Source organism: Paenibacillus sp. MZ03-122A (genome assembly GCF_024213325.1).
In the GTDB taxonomy this organism is placed as follows: domain Bacteria; phylum Bacillota; class Bacilli; order Paenibacillales; family Paenibacillaceae; genus Paenibacillus; species Paenibacillus polymyxa_B.
In genome coordinates this window covers 167,439-189,000 of record NZ_JANAVI010000007.1, presented here as the reverse complement: position 1 = coordinate 189,000, position 21,562 = coordinate 167,439, and the positions used below count along the sequence as shown (strand labels likewise).

General features: G+C 46.2%; 20 protein-coding genes and 1 pseudogene. 13 read left to right on the top strand and 8 right to left on the bottom strand.

Annotated elements, in window-relative coordinates; genetic code table 11:
- Positions 1-83: 83 nt before the first annotated feature.
- Positions 84-1,970 (top strand): ATP-binding protein, encoded by a 1,887-nt coding sequence (locus NLX74_RS16870; RefSeq protein WP_254329375.1) that lies wholly within the window; start codon positions 84-86, stop codon positions 1,968-1,970.
- Between the two features lie 99 nt (positions 1,971-2,069).
- Here the strand turns inward: NLX74_RS16870 and NLX74_RS16865 are convergent, their stop codons facing one another.
- Together NLX74_RS16865 and NLX74_RS16860 are read right to left on the bottom strand one after the other, a co-directional pair.
- Positions 2,070-2,306 carry an NHLP leader peptide family RiPP precursor gene (locus tag NLX74_RS16865; RefSeq protein ID WP_013309068.1) on the bottom strand — a complete coding sequence of 79 codons (237 nt, stop codon included), beginning with the start codon at positions 2,304-2,306 and terminating at the stop codon, positions 2,070-2,072.
- Between the two features lie 75 nt (positions 2,307-2,381).
- Positions 2,382-3,317: a hypothetical protein gene (locus NLX74_RS16860; RefSeq protein ID WP_336077466.1), complete on the bottom strand. Its 936-nt coding sequence runs from the start codon at positions 3,315-3,317 to the stop codon at positions 2,382-2,384.
- A gap of 192 nt (positions 3,318-3,509) precedes the next feature.
- On the opposite strand from NLX74_RS16860, the gene NLX74_RS16855 reads away from it, so the two are divergent.
- Positions 3,510-4,022: a hypothetical protein gene (locus tag NLX74_RS16855; RefSeq protein ID WP_254329373.1), complete on the top strand. Its 513-nt coding sequence runs from the start codon at positions 3,510-3,512 to the stop codon at positions 4,020-4,022.
- Between the two features lie 58 nt (positions 4,023-4,080).
- Here the strand turns inward: NLX74_RS16855 and NLX74_RS16850 are convergent, their stop codons facing one another.
- The 4 genes and pseudogenes from NLX74_RS16850 to NLX74_RS16835 form a co-directional block, all read right to left on the bottom strand.
- On the bottom strand, positions 4,081-4,359 hold the full coding sequence (locus tag NLX74_RS16850; protein ID WP_254329372.1) for a hypothetical protein: 279 nt from the start codon (positions 4,357-4,359) through the stop codon (positions 4,081-4,083).
- 61 nt (positions 4,360-4,420) lie between these two features.
- A complete protein-coding gene (locus tag NLX74_RS16845) occupies positions 4,421-4,957 on the bottom strand; it encodes a hypothetical protein (protein WP_254329371.1) in 537 nt (178 codons plus the stop codon).
- Positions 4,958-5,083: 126 nt separating this feature from the next.
- Positions 5,084-5,542, bottom strand: a complete 459-nt coding sequence (locus NLX74_RS16840) for a MarR family winged helix-turn-helix transcriptional regulator (protein ID WP_235307528.1) — start codon at positions 5,540-5,542, stop codon at positions 5,084-5,086.
- A 128-nt stretch (positions 5,543-5,670) separates the two neighbouring features.
- Positions 5,671-6,204 (bottom strand): annotated as a pseudogene (locus NLX74_RS16835) (AbrB/MazE/SpoVT family DNA-binding domain-containing protein).
- Between the two features lie 198 nt (positions 6,205-6,402).
- On the opposite strand from NLX74_RS16835, the gene NLX74_RS16830 reads away from it, so the two are divergent.
- Both NLX74_RS16830 and NLX74_RS16825 read left to right on the top strand, forming a co-directional pair.
- Complete coding sequence (locus NLX74_RS16830; RefSeq protein ID WP_254329370.1) at positions 6,403-7,800, top strand: helix-turn-helix domain-containing protein; 1,398 nt, start codon at positions 6,403-6,405, stop codon at positions 7,798-7,800.
- A gap of 226 nt (positions 7,801-8,026) precedes the next feature.
- Positions 8,027-8,212 carry an aspartyl-phosphate phosphatase Spo0E family protein gene (locus tag NLX74_RS16825; protein ID WP_025723187.1) on the top strand — a complete coding sequence of 62 codons (186 nt, stop codon included), beginning with the start codon at positions 8,027-8,029 and terminating at the stop codon, positions 8,210-8,212.
- Between the two features lie 228 nt (positions 8,213-8,440).
- On the opposite strand, the gene NLX74_RS16820 is transcribed toward NLX74_RS16825, so the two are convergent.
- Entirely contained in the window at positions 8,441-9,667 is a 1,227-nt protein-coding gene (locus tag NLX74_RS16820) for an acyltransferase (protein WP_254329369.1), read from the bottom strand.
- 217 nt (positions 9,668-9,884) lie between these two features.
- On the opposite strand from NLX74_RS16820, the gene NLX74_RS16815 reads away from it, so the two are divergent.
- From NLX74_RS16815 to hcp, 4 genes are all read left to right on the top strand, one after another.
- Positions 9,885-10,892 carry a substrate-binding domain-containing protein gene (locus NLX74_RS16815; RefSeq protein WP_250259163.1) on the top strand — a complete coding sequence of 336 codons (1,008 nt, stop codon included), beginning with the start codon at positions 9,885-9,887 and terminating at the stop codon, positions 10,890-10,892.
- The gene (locus NLX74_RS16810) at positions 10,873-12,894 is read left to right on the top strand and encodes a cache domain-containing sensor histidine kinase (RefSeq protein ID WP_254329368.1); all 2,022 of its coding nucleotides are present in this window, start codon (positions 10,873-10,875) and stop codon (positions 12,892-12,894) included. The genes NLX74_RS16815 and NLX74_RS16810 overlap by 20 nt, the downstream gene beginning before the upstream one ends.
- Positions 12,845-14,146: a response regulator gene (locus NLX74_RS16805; RefSeq protein WP_069291279.1), complete on the top strand. Its 1,302-nt coding sequence runs from the start codon at positions 12,845-12,847 to the stop codon at positions 14,144-14,146. The genes NLX74_RS16810 and NLX74_RS16805 overlap by 50 nt, the downstream gene beginning before the upstream one ends.
- Positions 14,147-14,291: 145 nt before the next feature.
- Positions 14,292-15,584 (top strand): hydroxylamine reductase, encoded by a 1,293-nt coding sequence (gene hcp, locus NLX74_RS16800; RefSeq protein WP_028543172.1) that lies wholly within the window; start codon positions 14,292-14,294, stop codon positions 15,582-15,584.
- A 41-nt stretch (positions 15,585-15,625) separates the two neighbouring features.
- On the opposite strand, the gene NLX74_RS16795 is transcribed toward hcp, so the two are convergent.
- Positions 15,626-15,973, bottom strand: coding sequence for a helix-turn-helix domain-containing protein (locus NLX74_RS16795; RefSeq protein ID WP_023987345.1), 348 nt, complete (start codon positions 15,971-15,973; stop codon positions 15,626-15,628).
- 355 nt (positions 15,974-16,328) lie between these two features.
- On the opposite strand from NLX74_RS16795, the gene NLX74_RS16790 reads away from it, so the two are divergent.
- The 5 genes from NLX74_RS16790 to mmsB all read left to right on the top strand — a co-directional run bounded on the left by NLX74_RS16790 (position 16,329) and on the right by mmsB (position 21,477).
- Positions 16,329-16,871 carry a hypothetical protein gene (locus tag NLX74_RS16790; RefSeq protein WP_254329367.1) on the top strand — a complete coding sequence of 181 codons (543 nt, stop codon included), beginning with the start codon at positions 16,329-16,331 and terminating at the stop codon, positions 16,869-16,871.
- Between the two features lie 75 nt (positions 16,872-16,946).
- On the top strand, positions 16,947-17,279 hold the full coding sequence (locus NLX74_RS16785) for a nucleoside triphosphate pyrophosphohydrolase (RefSeq protein ID WP_254329366.1): 333 nt from the start codon (positions 16,947-16,949) through the stop codon (positions 17,277-17,279).
- A 382-nt stretch (positions 17,280-17,661) separates the two neighbouring features.
- Positions 17,662-18,747, top strand: coding sequence for a multiple monosaccharide ABC transporter substrate-binding protein (gene chvE / locus NLX74_RS16780; protein WP_061831190.1), 1,086 nt, complete (start codon positions 17,662-17,664; stop codon positions 18,745-18,747).
- Between the two features lie 32 nt (positions 18,748-18,779).
- Entirely contained in the window at positions 18,780-20,330 is a 1,551-nt protein-coding gene (gene mmsA / locus NLX74_RS16775) for a multiple monosaccharide ABC transporter ATP-binding protein (protein ID WP_250259152.1), read from the top strand.
- Positions 20,314-21,477 carry a multiple monosaccharide ABC transporter permease gene (gene mmsB, locus NLX74_RS16770; protein WP_254329365.1) on the top strand — a complete coding sequence of 388 codons (1,164 nt, stop codon included), beginning with the start codon at positions 20,314-20,316 and terminating at the stop codon, positions 21,475-21,477. Before mmsA ends, mmsB begins: the two co-directional genes overlap by 17 nt.
- Positions 21,478-21,562 lie beyond the last annotated feature (85 nt).

The following is a 21,562-nucleotide window of genomic DNA, read 5'->3' as shown; positions in this document are numbered from 1 at the left end:
GAATAATATAATTTCAGGACGTAAAAAATGTTAAAACGTATACAAACTTGTAAATCCTACTATGTAACTTTGAGGTGCTTAATATGAGGCATGTGCCCAAAGCTGTCGCCACCCTGCTAGCGGTCATTGTGTTGTTGTCGCTGGGCTACTCCGCCTATGCGGCCAAAATGACCCCGGAAAGGGATTATAAGATACCCTCCTGGGATATGAGATGGGGAGCGGTAAACGAGGATGGCTCTTTAGATGAGGTAAAGGATTCCAGTAAGGTCTGGATGCATATTGAAAATGATACACAACTGCTTAGGCAGCCCGGTAATATAGGCTCTGCCTGGATTCGTATTAAGTTACCTTCGCTAAATGATGAAACGCCAGCGGTACTTTTTGAAAATATTTATGGCAGGCATATTACGCTGTATAAAGATGGGACCAATTTTTACGAATCCTACCGTGGGTACAATTATGAGAATAATCGTATTCTGATTCCGCTGAAGCCGGAAGACAGCGGTAAAACATTATACATATGGACGGAAAGCAGTAAGAATAGACTGGGCATTATCGGCAATGTGATGACCGGTGATTATCGTGATTTGTTAGGGACCTTGGTCAGAATGGATGTTTTAGATATTGTACTGGGCAGTACGTTTATCTTTATGGCACTAGTACTACTGATCTGCTCATTTTTCATGTTCCGTCCGAGTATGGCTATGTGGCTGTCCCTAAGTGCGATAGTATTGTCTATTGGTCTGATGATCGTAACGTATTCACCATTCTTGTATACATTCTATCGCGGCTATGGCAAGCTGTACTTACAACTTTTTGATGTGGCACTATTTATTCTGCTGCCTTCATTAGCCTTCTTTTTTGAACAAAATATCAATTCGATTATACTGATTCGCAAATTCAGAAAGTTGTTAACCGCATACTCTTTGTTATGCTTTACCCTGATGATTGTGAATTTAGGAGCACAGGAGCGGTTGAACGATATATATTATTTTTTTAGTGTAGTCATCTTGGGTATATTACTCGTCGCCTTAATGATACTGCTGGTATTTGCTTCGGTTCGCATGGCACTTAAAGGTGATCACGAAGCGATCATTTTATCGACAGGCTTTGCATTTTTTGCAGTCATCTCTATCGGGGAACTGAGCTGGTTCTTCATTCTGGACGGACACTACAATATGTTTTTGTGGAAATGGGGCGTGTTCGGTTTTGTACTGGCGTTGATCGCGATTTTGGGCAGAAGGCTGGCAGAAAAGCACAAGCAGGTGGTTCGGTATTCCAGGGAACTGGAGATGTTCAATAATGAGCTTCAACGTTCGGAGAAAATGGAGATTATTAGCGATTTGGCTGCATCTGTAGCTCATGAGGTACGTAATCCCCTTCAGGTTACACGTGGATTTCTTCAGTTGATGAGCAAGCAGGAGGATGGTAAAAATAAAGACTATCTACATATCGCTCTGGAGGAACTGGATCGAGCCTCCGCGATTATTACTGATTTTCTGACTTTTGCCAAGCCAGAATTTGACCAAACCAAAACGTTGACCATATTGAATGAATTCAAACATATTGAAGGAATCATCAGTCCAATGGCTAATTTGCAAGGTGGAAAAATTTCACTGGATATTCCCCAGGAAATCAAAGTGCGCGGGAATTCCTCCAAGTTCAAGCAAGCGTTCATCAATATCATCAAAAACAGCATTGAAGCGCTGCGAGATCAGGGTCATATTCATATATGGGCTTATGTGGACAACGGAGAAGCTGTCATTCATATTCGGGATAATGGTGAAGGGATGGATGCTCAGACTTTATCCAGACTAGGTGAGCCTTATTTCTCGAATAAGACAAAAGGCACGGGTTTGGGGATGATGGTGACTTTTCGGATTATTGAAACGATGAATGGCAAAATAACCTTTACAAGTTCAAAAGGGGTGGGAACAGAAGCGACCATCCGCTTCCCCGTAGCCGGATAATATCCGGCTTTTTTGCATTCGGAGAAAACGGAGGGAAACTTGCTGAGCCCACCCACATGAGAGTAAGGAATATAGATTAAATAAGCATGAACAACTAATTTACCACATCGAGCGAGGTTTCTGGGATGCAGCAAGCACGCCGGAGGGGTCTGGAGGAATTACCAGAAAAAACTGATCAGGCGTTTCCTCTAACGTTTTGATTTGGATATGATCGGGGATCACGACTCCTAACACATCACGAATTGCAGATTTGGGATCTGTCATCAGTTTCTCTCTGAAACTGGCATCCTCCCAAGCTTTTTGAATGACTTGTGTTTGAAGAACTTCAGTAGCCATCAAAAATCACCCTCTCATTCAATTGGTTATATTTACCTAGTCAGTATACCACGAAAGGCTCAGAAAAATCTAGCATTATTTCATATTTTTGGAGAGCCAGTAGTCAAGTCCGCCTCTTCTCAAATGCGAGCGTCCGCCTTCAATTTCCGCCGCCACTTCGCCCAGTTCTGCTGCGATAGAATGTGCAAAGCTACGTAGGCCATGGATAGAAGGCTCCAGGGTCTCTAACTGTTGGACTGCTTGATCGGCAATGTTCACATAGCTGGCGAGCGCACCGCGTACATAAATTGCTTCCTGAATCTGTTTGGGTCCCAATCCTTCACAGTAAGCTGTCTTTTGCTCAGCACTGATATGGGACAAAAGACAGTTATAGCTATGTTCGACCAAATCTTCTGCCCAATCCGCCCAATCATCCGACATTTGAAGTACGAGTAGCGCCAAGTCTGTCATATTTGTAATGATCTGGATCAGATCGGCACGGCCTGCGAGCAGTAAAGCACCCGTTCCGGCCATTTTTAATGGACTTGCTTTCAGCGCGACCTTATTTCTTTCTCCTTGAAAATAGTCCTCTGTTCCTTCGGATATCACACTAACGGCCCATTCATCAACATACGTTCGGGCATATGACCAAAAAGGAGAGGTTGCCGGAAAAAGGTCCCGATATACGCTTATACACTCGGTATAGAAGAGCTGGCTTAAGGCGAGTTGCGTTTTACGGTTGTCTGCTGCTGTGTCCATCACATCATCTTGAATTAAATAGTGAGCCATGACGAACACGTTGCCAAGTGACAGCTTGCGGCATGTTTCGGGGGAGAGTCCGGTGAGTTCTTGCAGCCAAAATGGAAGCAAATAGCATATGTAATTACGCGTGCTGTCTTCCCGCAACGGATTAAAACGCGCCAGAAAGTCCAAACCCTCCTGCTGAAAGGGAGCTGGAAACGTGGACGTCCGTTCCTCTGCTTGACGAAATACTTTTTCCAATTCGTCTTTGTATGCAAAATACCATTCCATCGCCATCACCTGCATCTCTTATGAATATTTTTATAGCGATTTCTAGTTGTTACCCGCCATTATACAACAGATTGCAAATTTCAATATTTTGTTATTTTTACATTGAGAATGTTGTGAAAAAACATAGGGAATGAATAAAAAAAGCAGAAAGAGAAAATATAGATGAAAAAGGATGAAAGAAGGGTCTGCAACATGAAAAAACAATTGAAATTGACCGCTGCTATCCTATATGGAGGAGTGATGATGTATGGTACTGCGGGTGCAGCAGGAGCTTCCGGGACCGAACTGGGTAATTCGTTGAAAACTCTCACTCCCAACGACTCTATCCAAGGGGCAGCCCTCCAATGGAATGTTGAACCACAGGACGACCACAGACATGGGCATGTTCACAGACATAGGCACGGTAAAAGGCCTGGCGGCTTGAATCACCATCTCAACGAGAAAGTAGCTAGGTTGCTGGGCATCACTCCTGTCCAGTTAGAGAAAGAGCTGGGACAAGGGAAGTCGTTGGCCGAGGTTGCTAAAAGCAAAGGCATCAAAGAAGACCAGCTCATTGATAAATTGAAGAATGAAATGACCGTGGATCTGAAACGGCTTGTGAACCGTAAAGGCCCGATTACATTCGATCGTAAGTCCGGGGCTTCGAATGAAGCTCAATTAAAACATGAGGCAGGGACGCCCTCAACCTCGGCTAACGAAAACTAAATGAGTATCTTTTTACACTAAAAAACCTTGAGAATGGCGGTCCTCAAGGTTTCCATATTCACCGGGCAGTACGCATTGGATTCCTGCTCTCGCAGGGTACCTTGGTCTGGCACAGTCCGCAGCCAGCACCCGATTTGGCCTCGCCGCCGTTTAGAACCGCAAAGTCCCGTGATGCCTGTCCGTACACAAAATTCATGCAGGCGATTTTGTCATGTCCGCCGTCCTTGCTGATGGCCTGCACAGGGCAGCGGGTAATGCATACACCGCAGATGCCCTTGCTGCATAGCAGGCAGTTACCAGTATGTCCTGTGGCTGATATTCTGGCATCAGGCGGCACCTTGAGATCGGTCACCACGGACAGCAGGCGGATGGCAATTCCTTTTTCGGTGATGAAGCCGTCATTGATACTGAAGGTGCCGAGACCCGCAGCATATGCAATGTGGCGCTCCGACCAGTTGGAGATCGGCCCCCCCCTCGGCGCCATGGATGCTGTACCAATCCGTATCCAGCGGTGCAACCGCACGGTAACCAAGGCCTGTTAAGTATCCCGCCAAATGCCGCCTTGCAGACTGTACAAAATATTCATCGCCAAAGGTCCGCAGCAGCGCCCATTCCCTTGAGGCTCTTTCTTTTTGCGCACGATTAGCCTTACGGATCGTCTCGCTAATCGGTAGCACAACGCTGATAACGGTGCCTCCATCAAAACTCCCCGTTCCAAAGGAACGTTCAAATGCTTCCTGCGGCGTGGCGTGATCGGGCCCCACCACTCTTTTGTACTCCTCAAACAAAGGATCATTAGCCGCAGCAAATTGGATAATCGGCTCCTCGTAATAAGGACTCCGCAGTTCTTCACAAACATTGCCTTTGTCTTCGCTCACATAGGTTTTCATCTCGGCTGCAATGTTTTCTCTCATATCCGGTACGGATTCAACCATCCTATCCACATCCCTCTCCGTGGTTATTGTTCACAGTAAAGCTTCCCTTGATACCGCAATAAACATTTCGATCTTTTTCGTGTATATACACGAATTGAACACAACTCCACCTGGATGAGGAGCCGTCTAATATCCATCCAAATTTTCAATCTTGGATAAGAGTGTGTTGAGTATCTGCAACTGTCCGATTCCCAATGACTCCTGCAAAAAACGTTGCGCCTCCTCCCAAAGCCCTGCTGCGTCATTGTATACCGTTCTTCCCCTCTCCGTCAGAGTAAGGCAGCGGTTGCGACTGCCCTCAGCAGATGTATCCTCCACATACCCGTTATGCTCCAGCGCTTTCAAATTGCGAACAATCGTGGTCCGGTCGAGCCGCATCTCCAGCGCCAATTCACTTACACTTGCGGGGCCCAGTGCAGTTAAGTGCTTGAGCAGCGAGAATTGGCTAATATTGAGTCCGCTCGGGGCCAGATACCGGTCATACAGTCCCGTAACAGCCATCGAGGAACGGCGCAGATTGATGCAGGTACAGACTGAGGCTGATCGCTTCTGCGAAGATTTCTTATTCTTTCCTGTCGTTTTCATAAGTTCTCCATTCGTGTACTGTTTCGTGTATCTACACCATCTCAAAAGTGGTAGGCTTTGTAAGCGATATTTGTCACAGCAGTCAGTTCTGTCGGTCTATCATGATTTATCCCCTGTAGTCCTTCCTACTAATGAAAAGTTGAAATAACCAGTCGCACGAAATCAACCAGCGACTGGTTATTTAGCTTTGCTAGAATGTGAGCCGAGCGATACCTATAACAGCTTTTAAGCTGGGAAATACGGCCTTGGGATACGCCGAGCCATTCAGCATATTCGCCTTGCTTGGCTGTTGGATGCTCGCGCATGAGTTTTCTTAGATTTTCAACTAATTGTTATGAAGACGACCGATGGTTACTTTTTTCCTTGTACGCAGGTTTCTTTACGACAGGAACAGGTAATGGACTCACGCCTATATTTCCCTTCAGATCGTTTATGCATTTTTTACATAAAAATGAATCCCTGAAATAGCTTAAATCCTGAATCGAATAGCATAAGTGACAGCAGACTCCAATATACTTCCGCATACTCAATAAACCTGTTTCACAATCTAAATAAAATTCTAAGGACTCACCAGCTTGAATGCCCATAGAGGTTCGCATCTCTTTAGGAATAACAATTCGACCTAACGTATCCAATGGACGTGTCATACCTGTATTTTTCAAGTGATCTTCTCCTTCCATTGTCCAACATCCAATGATCTCCTAATAAAAATATAAAAATCAATAAAGTAAAAGCATTTATGTTTGTTCCAAAAGATGGTATTATCGTGAAGGAAAATCAATAATTATACTATTAGTTTCCAAACTATATTGTTTATTGAAATTGAAATTTTATGAAAATGCTGAAAGGGTGGTTTATATATGGAAATCACACCTACGATACAGGCAGAAATTCAAACCTATTTGAAACGAAAAGGCTTAACGATGACCAAGTTTGGTCACACGATTGATTTGAATGTAGGTACAGTTAGTAGCATTGTGACCGGTAACCGATCTATTTCTGTTCACCAACTGGATAGCATTACTGCGGGAATGAATTTACCACCGGATTATTTTTACGAACGTTATATTGAAGAATGTATTGAAGAATCTCCGCTCAACTGGAAAAAAATTAGCCCTTTCTTATACCGATGTATTGAGCTAGGACGACTGGACTGCTTGCAGCGAGTTGTAATTCTGTTATTGGATAACCCTAATTATCCGCCATCGCTCTTTGAAGTTGCCGAAAATGTATACAAAGACGGTTACAATGAAGCAGCGGCTTACCTTTACAAAAAAGTGGCTGAAAGTGAGAAGCAGCAGCATTCAGAGCGATTGGCGATCTGCCAGTATCGTTTGTTCCAAATCAATATTGGACAAGATAGAGCTATAAATCTTCAAGCTGCCATTGAATTTGCCCCTTTTGTGGATCGTTTAGACGAGATAGAGCAATTAGATGCATTAAAAGATTTGGCGAACGTGTACAGATCATTAAGTATGTGGGACAAGGTGTATGAATTTGCACATCGAATGGGTCAAATGGGAAAGATCCAATATAATTTGGTTCATAACTCTAAGCGAAAAGGAACAGAGCCACGAAAAAAGCTAAGCAGGCCACTGTTTGTATACATAGTTTACTCCGAATTGCTGTGTGCTAATGCTTGCGATGCAAAAGGAGATCATGAACAGGCATTAGAACATATCCGAGGTTATACCGATCTAAGTTGGGTAAAGGAGAAGGACCCTGATTCACTTTATTGGAAGAAACAATATCAGCAATGGGCGAAAATTAATACTTACGTCAATAGGCTTATGTCCGGGGATATTAGTGTTCTCCCCGATTACGTAGAACATATGGCTGCCGAAAATGAGATTTTTGCCGAGCTACTAAACGTTCTTGAAGTTGCTAATCGGTACAATGTAGATGTAGACCATATCCTTCAGCGTTTTGAATCCCAAATTGAGGCTTATCAAGAACCGTCATCTTCAGACATGTATACACAGCAGGTTTTACCGGAAGAGTACGTACGCTTCTGGTACAAAATGGCTAAGTACAGCCTAAATAAAGGCAGATACCTATATGGTTTCAAATGTTTAATAAACGCGTTTGAAAAAGCTGTTACAATTAATCATGTACTACTTATTGCCAATTGTTTTGGATTATTTTTTCACTTCAAAACACATGCGGCTCCCGAAACACAGACACAGTTCCAATCTATTTATGAGGAGGTGTGGGAGAAAAATGATCAAAAGGATGGCTTTCTTCTTGGCGGTAACTAGCTTTTTACTGGTATTCACAGTACCAGTCCAAGCTGGAAATCTAAGCCATGGCACGATCCAAACACAAGGACACGTCGGTGGATCTTGACTAAGCACTCATTCATTACCATGGACCAGTTTATTGCTGGTCTTTTTTTGTATTATTTTGTAATTTTTCGACTCAAAAAAGATCATGACGTATTTGTACATCCCTCCTTAAAATGAGATTCATTAGGAGGTATGCAGGATGAACAGGTATGAAACGGTAACGTTAATTCAACAGATGGAACACGCCAGACAACATTTGCATGATCTTTACGAAGAGTATGGCTTCGGACATGCTTGTGTACTTGAGCAGTCTATGCTTTTGGATGAACTGATTAATCAGTACAACCGTATGTTTCAGACCAAGAAGCTACCTCACTATGTTTAGTCCATCCTCTCCCTTCTTTGGTATGCAAAACTATGACTTCTCCCGCGTAACGTTTATTATTCTATATAATGACTTATTTTAAAATAAAATACATATTCATGTCATAAAATGTTAATCATCTTTTTGAGGGGACGGCATACTAAGGCACAGAAAAGCAGAGCTCAATAAGTGAGCCCTGCCAAAGTTCATTGGAATCATAACCCCATGCTGAAAAACAGACGCATAAGATTAGCCAAGCTCCTGCGTGCTTTTGGAAGCACGTTTGGAGGAAAGGAACTGGAAACGAAACGAATGCCAGTTCAACCGCTGTCTTCCTTTGGAGCCAACAATCCAGTTGCCGCCGGGCAGATGGGCAAAAAGCCAACTGATGCCCAGAGAAACACTTGCCACGACGATAAACGTAATGAGCGTAGCTGTAAAATGATGATCGCCCAGTGCAAGCGGGCGGGTGTAGTAGGATATGAAGGCCAGCACGAGCGCATGGGCCAGATATCCTCCAAAAGAATAACGCCCGATCCAGTTCAGCATACGGCGAAACGGCTCGGATCGTGTATCTTTTTGCAAATGGAGCAGCAGTCCGTACAATAAAAGCAGCTGCGACACAATGAGCACAAAGGTGCTTGGCTTCAAATAGGTGGAAATATTGAGATTGATCGTAACACCCGACTGGATCAGCATCGTGTGACCCATGAGCATGAACAAACCAATGAACACAAATACATTCCACGGCAACGTCTGTTTGGCCAGTCCACGCCAGGTGTCTGTCATGTAAGCACATACTGCGCCCAGCATAAAATAGAAAAAGTACATGACAAAGTTATAGGTGCGATAATCCAGCAGAGTCTGCCAAAAGGACGGCAACCCAGTGCTCCATGCAGACATGTCATAGTAGGACCATTGTAACAGCAAAGCATAAACCGTAGCGGCAATCAGCATAATAGCCAAAACAAGCTGTTTGCGTCTTTTCGTGCTGTAACGACGTAGAAACGCTTGAACCTTCCCGGCTGCTTTTGCAAATAAAGGAAACAAAATATAAAACTGAAAGATCATCACTACAAACCATAGATGATATCCGCTGACGGGGATGATCATTTCCTCGAACATACCTTTATAAAAGTAAATATTTCCCCACTGCGCCGTTGACCAGTTTTGAGTACATACCCAATAAATAACACTCCAGCAAAGGAAAGGAACATAAATATCTCGAAACCGCCTGCCAATATAGCGAGGATAGCCAATCGGTTTGTTGCCATTATAAAAAAGCAGCGCCGCAGACAGGAAAACGAACGTCGGTGTGCCGAAACGTGTCAAATGATACAGCATTGCGAGCATAACAGAATCTGGCTGTTGGATGTCGCTGCGATAAATATATTCGCCAATGCAATGCTGAAGCACGACAGCGAGGTAGGCAAGGCCCCGTAGTTCTGTCCACTCCGCGATACGCGGCTTGCTCATCCATATCACTCCTTTTCCGCAAGATATGCACATGTTTTCCCTAGCACAATTGTAGGTATTGTAACGTAGAAACATTAGTGCAGGATTAACGCCACCTGAAAGTAAGAAGAGTGAAGTAGTTCCAATTTAATATGATTGCGTTTACAATCAAGTAAAACCAGAATAAATTAAAGTGAATTTATAACTTAAGGATACACACAGGAAGAGGAGAGGAAGGATGAAAAAAACGCTGCTGGTATATATGCTATTGATTGCGGCCTTTGCTCTCTATGTGTTCAGGTATGAACAATCTGGCCCGTTAAATGGCACTTGGGAGGATAAAGGGCTGCGAGGCAGTATCGGAGAGACCTATATAATGATTACGTTCCAGTCCGGTTTGGAGTATTGGAAAAGCGGGCTCAAGGGCTTCGAGGATGCGGGTGATGCTTTGGGGGTGACTGTGGAGTATCGGGGAGCTACCCGTTATGATGCGCAGGAGCAGACGACCGTTATTGAGCAAGCGATTGCTCGTAAACCCGCAGGGATTGCGATTTCTGCGATTGATCCTCATTCCCTGATTCCGGTGATTAATAAGGCGCTGGATGCGGGCATTCCTGTGGTACTGTTTGATGCCGAAGCGCCGGGGAGCCGGGCGTATTCCTTTTTGGGCACGGATAATTATAAGGCGGGCGTGACCGCTGCGGATAAAATGGCAGAGCTGTTGGGACGAGAAGGTCAGGTCGCTGTTCTGACGCTGCCTGGACAGCAAAATCATGAGGAACGCTCGCGTGGCTTTCGCGATACCATTCAACGGCAGTATCCTGCGATGAAGGTGGTGGAAGTCGCAGATGGCCGCGCAGACGCGATGGTCTCCCGGGATGAGTCGCAGAGACTGATGAAAGCTTATCCGAAACTGGCGGGCATTTTTGTGACCGATGCAACGGGAGGGGCAGGTGTGGGTGAAGCGGTACTGAGTCAAAAAAACAGCCATCCGCTGAAAATCATTTCTTTTGATACGAATAAAGCGACATTGGATATGATTCGTGGTGGGACAATCTCGGCAACGATTGCCCAGGGAACATGGAATATGGGTTATTGGTCGCTTCAATATTTGTTCCATCTGCATCATCATTTGACGATTCCTGCACCTTCTTCCACTGGAGACAACACTCCGTTGCCCGTGCGGGTAGATACTGGGATTTCCGTGGTCACCCGGGCGAATGTAGATGATTATTATGCGAAATAAATTTTGGGAGCGTATCCAATTAGGGGTGCGCCAAACGATACCGCGGTTACGCTTGCGCAATATGCCTTTACGTTATCAGCTCATGCTGCTGTTCCTGTTGTTCGGCATTGTGCCTTCGCTGGGATTAGGTCTGCTGGTCAATTGGACGGTGGAACGGATTATTGAGCGGCAGGTGGAAGACCATACGATGCAATTGATTGGCAAGGTGAACGAAGCGCTGGACACCAAAATGGAAAATTTGCAAAACATGACGTATCTGATTGCTTTTAACCCCGATATCGGGGAGTTCTGGAAAGGGAAGACGCTGGCTGACGGACACGCGGGTCATGTGAGTATCGTAACGCCGGAAAACCAGACTCTCACTTCCAAGCAGGCATTAAGTTCTGTACAGGAGCAGGATACGCTGTATAAAATGAAGCAATTTTTGCAGGGCTATACCACGTTATATCCTGAAATTGCAGGGATTCTGATCGTGAACGAAAAAGGCGACTATATCAGCAACGAAATGTACGCTCGAAGCACGCGTAGCCTGACGGAAGAAGGCTGGTACCAACAGGCGGCGCAGCATGCAGGCATATTCACTGTGCTAGGACAGCCGAGCCACCGTAATGTGACCACTCATGTCCGGTACAAGGACAGTGAAATTGTCTCCGTCGTTCGCTCGGTTACAGATCCGGAAACCGGACGCGTGCTAGGCGCGATTATGATTGACCTCAAGCTGCGGGCTGTATCGCAGGCTGCCAGAGATGTAACCCTGGGCAAAAGCGGGTATTTAATGGTGACAGATGCTGAGGGGCGCAGCGTGTACAGGCCGGATATGCCTTTGATTGAGCGTATCCCGCCGCAATGGTTCGGGGCAGGTGACAGCGGGATGTTTACCCGTGAAGCTGGGGGCAGGGAATTGCTGTTCATGTTCAGGGCTTCCGAATTCACGGGCTGGAGAACAGTGGGGGTATTCCCGGCACGCGAATCTACACTGGAAGTGCGGCAAATTCAGTTCTATGTCATCTGTTTTGTTTTCATTGTATGTCTATTTGGCTTAACGGCATCCTTGCGATTGTCGAGTTCCATTGCGCAGCCAATTTTCCGGCTGATGTCCTATATGCGGACGGCAGAGACAGGGGATCTTACAGTTCGCCAATGGAGTGACCGTGGGGATGAAGTTGGAATGCTGGGGCGGAGCTTTAACCGAATGCTGGAGCAAATTCGCCGTCTCATGTCACTTAGCGAACTGAGGGAACGGCAAAAACGGGATGCCGAGCTGCGCAGCCTTCAGGAGCATATTAAGCCCCATTTTCTATACAATACGCTAGATACGATTCATTGGATGGCCCGAAAAAATGGAGCAGACGACGTGTCCGATATGGTGGGATCGCTATCGAGATTGTTCCGTCTCGGGCTGAGTAAGGGGGATGACTTTATTCCACTGCGCTCCGAGATTGAGCATATATCTAGCTATATGCAAATCCAGCAAACCCGCTATCGTGACCGACTTCGCTGGGAATTGAATCTACCTGACGAGCTAAAGGATCTGTTCGTGTTGAAGTTAATGCTTCAGCCTGTAGTGGAAAACGCGATTTATCACGGCATCAAGGCCAGACGTGGTCCAGGCACGATTTGGATAGAAGCTAAAGCTGAGGGCGACAAGCTGCTGCTGACGGTACGTGACGATGGCGCAGGGATGACGGCGGACCGTCTGCGTGAATTGCGTGAATGGCTGGAAATCCCCCTGGAGGCGATGGAAGTAAAGCAGAAGCAAAAGGGAGTTAGTACCCATGGCAGGAGCTATGGCATGCTGAATGTACAAGCGCGTATCCGGTTGTCTTTTGGCGAGGAATATGGAATTGTACTGGAGAGCAAAGAAGGGACAGGTACCTGCGTGACGATCACTCATCCGTTGCTGCTGGATATGGCGCAACTGAAGAAGCCTTATGAAAAAGGAGAGGGTCAGGATGACGAAATCAAAGGCCACACACAACTCGACAACGGCGAGTCTGATTGACCAGGCCATAACAGAAGTGACCATAGGCACAGCAAAACGTTACCAAGTATTGATCGCAGATGATGAGCCGATCATTCGTGAGGGGATACGAGATTGCATAGATTGGACGGCACTGGGCATGGAGGTGGCAGCAGAGGCGGAGGACGGAGAAGAAGCGCTGGAGCTGGTGGGTCAGCTTCATATCGACATCGTGCTGGTCGATATGAATATGCCGTTCATGGACGGGATTGAACTGATTCGGCGGCTGCGGGAAGAGCGTCCAGAATGCCGCTGTCTGATCATTTCCGGGCATGATGAATTTGCTTATGCGCAGGAGGCTGTCCGACTTGGCGTAGAGGATTATATTTTGAAGCCGGTAAATGCGGATCAGCTTCATGCTGCACTGTTGCGGCTTCGTCAGCGAATGGACGAAGAGCATAAGCGTGCCGCCTATGTAGAACAAGCCGCCGGACAGATTGAACGGAATATTCCGCTGCTGCGCCAGCGTTTTTGCCTGGAATGGATGGAAGGGCAACACACGGGAAAAGACATCATGGAACAGTTGGCGTTTTTACGGCTTCCATCGCGACCGCCTGCTCAGATCGGTGTGGTACGGTGGCCTGCGGCAGAGGCACGGCAGACGATTATGCGTGAGAATGACCGTCAGTTGTTTCTTTTTGCCGCTGAAAATATTATTGGCGAACTGCTGGAGGACCGACCGCATGTGTTGTTCCGCGATGCGAACGGGCTGATCGGCATATGTCTGTGGCAGGAGGCACCCGAGACGATAGGCGCTTCCATGGAACAGGCGATTGGACGCTACTTGAATATAGCGGTTCATACGCATGTGGAGTCCAACGCGGGTGGACTAGAAGGTGCAATTGACGCGTACCGGGTGAGTCGGGATCGAGTGTATGGCGAATCGCAGCTGTCTCCCATTGTACGTCGGGCCCGGCAGCTCATTCAGGAAGATTACGCCGATCGGGAACTGACGTTGGAAGCCCTTGCTTCGCGGCTACAAGTATCCGCCGTATATCTCAGCCGCGTGCTCAAAAAGGAGCTCAACGACAGCTTCGTGACCCTCGTCACGCGTGCCCGTATCCGTAAAGCAGTGCAGCTGTTGGATTCCACGACGTTGTCTATCTATGATATAGCAGAACGTACGGGTTACGACAGTCAGCACTATTTCAGCACCGCTTTTAAAAAGACTATGGGCGTGTCCCCTGTGCAGTACCGTAAAGGCGGGGGAATTCAAGAAAACACGGTGGAGTAGGAAGGATTGAAATGGGGGATGAGTCCCACACTGTCTAATAATAAACTGTAAGAAAAAATGTGTGTGTAATCACACCTACGCATTCAGGGGTTTGTTACGCTGGGGATAACGAACAAATATCTATAAATATTTGGAGGAAAACGATATGTTTTGTTATCAGTGTGAACAGACGCCGAGTGGCGGGTGTAAAGTAGTTGGGGTGTGCGGGAAGGATGAGACGATAGCGAGCTTGCAGGATACGATGATTTTTGCATTAAAAGGGATTGCTGCCTATGCGACACATGCTCGCCAGTTGGGCTATACCGATCCTGAGGTAGATCGCATCACGCATGAAGCGTTATATATGACCTTAACCAATTCTAACTTTAATGTACAAGAACATTTGGAGATGGCGATGAAGGTCGGAAATGCGGCTGTACGGATCATGGATGTGCTGGATCGTGCGCATACGGATCGTTTTGGCATTCCGCAGCCGATTACAGTCAGCCAGAATAAAATCGAAGGCCAATGCATCGTCGTGACCGGGCATAATCTGTATGCGCTGGAGGAATTACTGCGCCAGACGGAGGGTAAGGGCATCAACATCTATACCCACTCAGAAATGCTGCCTGCTCACGGTTATCCAGCATTGAAGAAATATGCACATCTCAAAGGGAATATCGGTAAGGCCTGGTACGATCAACGCAGACTGTTCGAAGAGTTCCCGGGCGCAATTCTGGCTACGACGAACTGTGTAATGCCGATTAAAGGCACGTATGCAGACCGCTTCTTCTCTTATGAAGTAGCCGGGCTGGAGGGAGTAGCCAAGATCATGGACGACGATTTCTCTCCATTGATCGAGCGCGCGTTGGCTCTGCCAGCCGCAGATGTAGATTCAGAGCAGGTGCTTACAACTGGATATCATCACGAGACGGTTATCGGGCTGGCTCCTGAGATTATTCAGGCGGTTAAAGACGGGCATATCCGTCGTTTCTTTGTCATTGCAGGCTGCGACGCACCAGGCAAAGGCGGCAACTATTATCGCGAGCTGGCTACATCCTTGCCGAACGATACGGTCATTCTGACCACGTCCTGTGGTAAATTCCGCTTTAATGACGTGGATTATGGCACCGTTGGAGATACCGGCATTCCACGTTATATTGATTTGGGGCAATGCAACAATTCGGGTTCTACTGTGAAAATCGCTCTGGCATTAGCGGATGCTTTCGGTTGTACGGTGAACGAGCTGCCTGTCAGCATTGTACTGTCCTGGTTTGAGCAAAAAGCGGTCGCCATCCTGCTAGGCTTGTTCAGCCTTGGCATCCAGGATATTCGCATTGGACCGAAGCCGCCTGAGTTTATTTCTTCTGGCGTACTGGATGTGCTGGTGGAGATGTTTGGCTTGAAGCTGATTACAACAGCAGAGGAAGATATGAAAGCGATGTTGGCATTGTCGTAAGGGATTGGTGGGGAACTGCAAAGCGCAGTTCCTTTTTTATTTCATCGTTCATCGATTCTTATAAAGATGTCTGTAAGAATCTTTAATGCCAGCTCAGTATCTTTGGATTCACGAGTTCTTAGGAGAGTCAAAATGGTTTTTATACTCGAATCTTCTTCGGTAAGCTCATCATTGTCCTTTACATATGTAAGCAACTGATAGACGCCCACGTTCAATGCCTTCGCTATTTTCTCCAGATTTTTCAAAGATATATTTCTCTCCGCACGCTCAATGAAACCAATATAACTCGAATTGAATCCTGCTTTTTCGGCTAATGCTTCTTGGGAAAGTCCTTTAGACTTTCGAATATCTCGAATACGCGTACCGACTAATTCTAAAAGTTCTGACATGATTACACCTCTCTATAGTAAGAATTTCACAAAATTCGATTCCAATCGCTCCGAAATGTAATATATAGACGAACGAGATCATCTCGATCTATATATTATTTATTGGAAGTCGCTTATTGGATTTTGCAAAATCCTCTAGTTAGAAGTGTAGAGAAAGAGTTACATCTAATTAATAAGTGTTAGTAAGTAAATTGAATTAAAAACTACTATATAGTAATATTTATTAGGAAGCTTGTCCGATAGCTAGAAAATTATACATCTTGATGGTTACATAATTGTGCTACGTTGCTCACATTTGTTTAAGGATTTTGCAAAACCTTCATTTATGAAATTTTAATTCAGGAGTTGATTCCCCTTGAAACATTACTCCTTAGGTCCCCAACTACATAGTGTTTCCGATTTCAAACTGCCTAAGTACAGCGACACCTACATATTTATTTGCATGATGGATTTTCAAAAACTTGCCGAATACCAAATCAAGCTTGCACAAATGATGCGCGACCATCATCAGTTTCAAAACTGCCTCATTCTTTGTGATCGTGCGCTGTTTTCTATGGCTAAGGCCATTTATGTTCATCGAAACCAAATCATTCCATCGTATATTCGTTTATCCGTCACTGACCTGTTCCCTTTAATTCACACAGAGGCTGAGCCCAATTTAGATATGGTGCTGTTTATCGGCACGGTACATTATCTGGTTTCGGGAGAAGATGATGTAACTAAAGAGCCGATGAAGCTGGGGGAAGTAGACAAGTTGCTTTATAAAACGGACTCTATTCTAGAGTCTCTGTCACATCGGATCGTAGCTGATCCATCTAAGCGATATCCATCTATTTATAAAGAAAATCCATTTAATGAGTCGTTAGATCTTTTATCAATAATACCCGATTCTTTTTGAGCCAATGATATAATGACGAAAAGGAAGATGTTGGATTACGACTTAAAGTTCTATAACAGAAAGGGTGTATTTCATATGCCTACATACAACAAACTGGTACGAGATCGGATTCCGCATATCATTATGTCTCAGGGCGAGGAATGTCGGACACGCATTTTGGACCCAGAGGAATACAAGCAGGAACTGCGAACCAAGCTTCGTGAAGAAGTCGAGGAATATTTTGTAGCGGACAAAGATCAGGATGCGCTGGAAGAGCTGGCGGATATGCTGGAAGTCATCCGAGCGCTGGCAGAAGAACATGGAGCGAATGCAGCAGAGCTGGACAGGCTACGGGCAGACAAAGCCGACGCACGGGGCGGATTCCAGGAGCGGGTGTTTTTAATTGATGTAGATGAAGGTAAGAGTTAACTGTGAAAATATTTCAATGATATGCACATTCAAAAGGGCAGCTTGGTAAACTGGAGCTACCCTTTTTTTTCTGTTTTTAAGCGTCCCGTATAGCGAAAAATTATAAAGTGGAAGTTGTTTTAATTTATTTACAAGCCATATTACTTAGTCAATGAGTTTCATTTTATCTCCTCCAACTTCCCTCCATCACAAAGGTTAAAATTTTATAAAAAAAGTTCAAAACCAGCAAAGACCTTTCCCGGCCTGGAATGATACCATGTGTTTGCACATAAAAAAAGGAGAGGCGCTCATTGCCTCACTTATGTAAGCGCTATCTAATTCAACTCTAATCAGCACTTACCTTCAAATTGACCCGCATCACATGAGGAAAGGGGAACTTCATATGAAAAAAGGAGCTGTTGTCGTTTGGCTTCTGGTTTTGGCCCTGATGCTTTCGGCCTGCAATCTGGCGGAGAGTGGAACGGGCAGCAAGGAAAAAGGCTATGTGGGCATTTCCATGCCGACCAAATCGTCCGAGCGTTGGGTAGGAGACGGGGAGAATATGGTCCGGTTGTTTCAGGAGCAAGGCTATAAAACGGATTTACAGTACGCCGAGGACGTGGTGGAAAACCAAATCTCTCAAATCGAAAATATGATCACCAAGGGCGTCAATGTTATGGTGATCGCTTCGGTCGACGGAAACACGCTGACGGATGTGATTCAGAAGGCACACGACCGAGGCATTCAGGTCATTTCTTACGATCGTCTGATTCGCAACACACCGTATCTGACGTATTATGCGACCTTCGATAACTTCAAGGTGGGGGTACTACAGGCAGCATATATTGAGAAAAAGCTGGGACTCAAGGAAGGCAAAGGCCCTTTCAATATCGAGCTGTTCGGTGGTTCACCGGATGACAATAACGCTTATTTCTTCTTTAATGGTGCGATGTCCGTTCTTAAACCGTACATTGATTCCGGTAAGCTGGTCGTACGCAGCAAGCAGATGACGATGGCGCAGATCGCTACACTGCGATGGGATGGAGCATTAGCGCAGTCGCGGATGGATAATCTGCTGAGTGCCTACTATTCAGGGGCCAATCTGGACGCGGTACTATCCCCGTATGACGGCATTAGCATCGGTATCATTTCATCCCTGAAAGGGGTCGGATATGGATCAGCGAACAAGCCGCTACCGATCATTACAGGGCAGGATGCAGAGCTGGCTTCCATCAAGTCCATTGTGGCTGGGGAGCAGACGCAAACTGTATTTAAGGATACTCGCAAGCTGGCTGAGCAAACGGTCGTGATGGCCAACAGCATTTTACAGGGCAAGCAAGCGGAAGTGAATGACACCGAATCCTATAACAACGGTAAAAAGATCATTCCTGCCTACTTACTTGATCCAATCTCGGTGGATCGGACGAATGTGGAAAAGGACATTGTCGGCAGTCACTATTACACCAAAGAGCAAATCGGACTGAAATAAGAGTAAGAATCCAACCGAAAGGAGCGTATTCCATGACTGGAATCATTTTGGAAATGAAGGGAATTACCAAAACCTTTCCCGGCGTGAAGGCATTGGAAAATGTAAATCTCAAGGTCAAGGAAGGCGAAATCCATTCCCTGTGCGGTGAGAACGGTGCGGGCAAATCGACGCTGATGAAGGTACTAAGCGGTGTATATCCGCATGGAACCTATGAAGGGGATATTGTTTTCCAGGGCAAAACGTGTGAGTTCAAGGATATCAAGCAGAGCGAGGAATTGGGCATTGTCATTATCCATCAGGAGCTGGCGCTGATTCCGTATCTCTCGATTGCGGAAAATATTTATCTGGGTAACGAACGTGCCAGTGGCGGTGTGATTGATTGGAAAGAGACTTTTGTGGGTACACGCGATCTGCTGTCCAAGGTCGGTTTGAGTGAGAATCCCAATACATTAGTTACGAACATCGGGGTCGGGAAGCAACAACTGGTCGAAATTGCGAAAGCGCTCTCTAAAAAGGTGAAGCTGCTTATTCTCGATGAACCGACAGCGGCGTTGAATGAGGATGATAGTGAAAATCTGCTTAATTTGATGCTGGAATTTAAAAGACAGGGCATTTCCTGCATTCTCATCTCCCACAAGCTGAATGAAGTCGCAAAGGTGTCGGATTCAATTACGATTTTGCGGGATGGGAAGACGATTGAGACACTGGATATGAAAAAGGATGAGGTCACGGAGGATCGGATCATTAGCGGGATGGTTGGACGTGATCTGACCAGCCGTTATCCAGAGCGTCATGCGGAGATTGGCAAAGTCGTTTTGGAAGTGAAGGATTGGACGGTGTATCACGAGCATCATGCAGACCGCAAGGTGCTGGATCAGGTGAATTTGAACATTCGTCGCGGTGAAATTGTCGGTATTGCCGGGCTGATGGGGGCGGGACGGACCGAGCTGGCAATGAGCATTTTTGGCAAGTCGTACGGACGCAACATTTCCGGTCAGCTGATTAAAGACGGCAAGCCGATCCAGAACAACACGGTTACGGACGCGATCAACAACGGCTTTGCCTATGTAACGGAGGATCGCAAGGAGTATGGCCTCATTCTAATGGATGATATCAAGCGTAATATTTCGCTGACTGGCCTGAACAAGCTGACGAAGGGCGCTGTCGTCAATGAGCAGGAGGAAGTCGTTGTTGCAGAGGAAATGAAAAAAAGCATGAACATCAAAGCGCCGAGCATTTTACAGAAAACGGGTAATCTGAGTGGCGGCAATCAGCAGAAGGTGGTGCTGAGCAAATGGATTTTTGCCGGGCCGGATATTCTGATTCTGGATGAACCGACACGTGGCATTGATGTGGGCGCCAAATATGAAATTTACACGATTATTCATCGACTTGCCGCTGAAGGCAAGGGAGTGCTGGTCATTTCGTCCGAGCTGCCAGAGGTACTAGGTTTGTGTGACCGGATTTATGTCATGAATGCTGGGCGGATCACTGGAGAGGTTAGCCGTGAGGACGCGTCGCAGGAAACGTTGATGAGATATATGACCAAGTCAGGAGGCGTGAAGCATGGAAACCATAACTAAACTATTTAAAAATAACATCCGCCAATATGGCATGATGATTGCGCTGGTCGTCATTATGATTTTGTTCGAGGTGCTGACGGGCGGCCTGCTGTTGAAGCCGATTAATATTACCAATCTGATTCTGCAAAACAGCTATATTCTCGTGCTGGCCATCGGGATGGTGCTGGTTATCATCACTGGACATATTGATTTGTCCGTCGGCTCCATAGCCGCTTTTGTCGGTGCGGTTGCCGCCATAATGATGGTCGATTGGCAGCTTCCAGCATGGATCGCTGTGATTGCATCTTTGCTGGTCGGGGCGTTAATCGGCGCATGGCAAGGGTTCTGGGTCGCTTATGTACGGATTCCGGCATTTATCGTTACATTGGCGGGGATGCTGCTCTTCCGTGGATTGACCATGATCGTGCTGGAAGGTCAATCGATCTCTCCATTTCCGGGGGGCTTCCAGAAAATCAGTTCAGGCTTCCTACCGGATTTTTCATCTACCGGTTATAACCTGGTATCCATCATTGTCGGTATTGCACTCACGGTATGGTTTATCGTGAATGAACTTCGCGAACGTCGTTCTCAGCTTAAATATGGATTCGAGGTTCCGTCACAAACTTTATTTGTACTCAAGTTGATTGTGGTAGCTGCGGTCATCAATTTGTTCACCTTCATGCTCGCGAGCTACGCGGGGATACCTAACATTCTCGTGCTGCTGTTCATACTGATCGTTGTGTACTCCTTCATCATGAACCGCACGATTATGGGCCGTCATGTGTATGCGTTGGGTGGAAATGAAAAGGCAGCGGGTCTGTCCGGTGTCAAAACGAAAAAGGTAACATTTTGGGTATTCGTCAATATGGGTGTGCTGGCCGCCATTTCCGGTCTGATCTTTGCTGCACGTCTGAACGCGGCTACGCCGAGAGCGGGTACGAACTTTGAGCTGGATGCCATCGCAGCCTGCTTTATCGGTGGAGCTTCGGCGTCCGGCGGGATCGGAACCGTTTTTGGAGCCATTATCGGTGGTTTGGTCATGGGTGTACTGAATAACGGTATGTCTCTGATCGGTCTGGGTATTGACTGGCAGCAAGGAATCAAGGGCTTGGTACTGTTGCTGGCGGTTGCCTTCGATATTTACAACAAAAACAAAAGATCAGCTTAAGCTCAGATTCGGTATCGTAAAATAAGAAAACCTCCAGTTCCACTAGAAATGTGGATGCTGGAGGTTTTCTTGCTTGTTGGGTCTT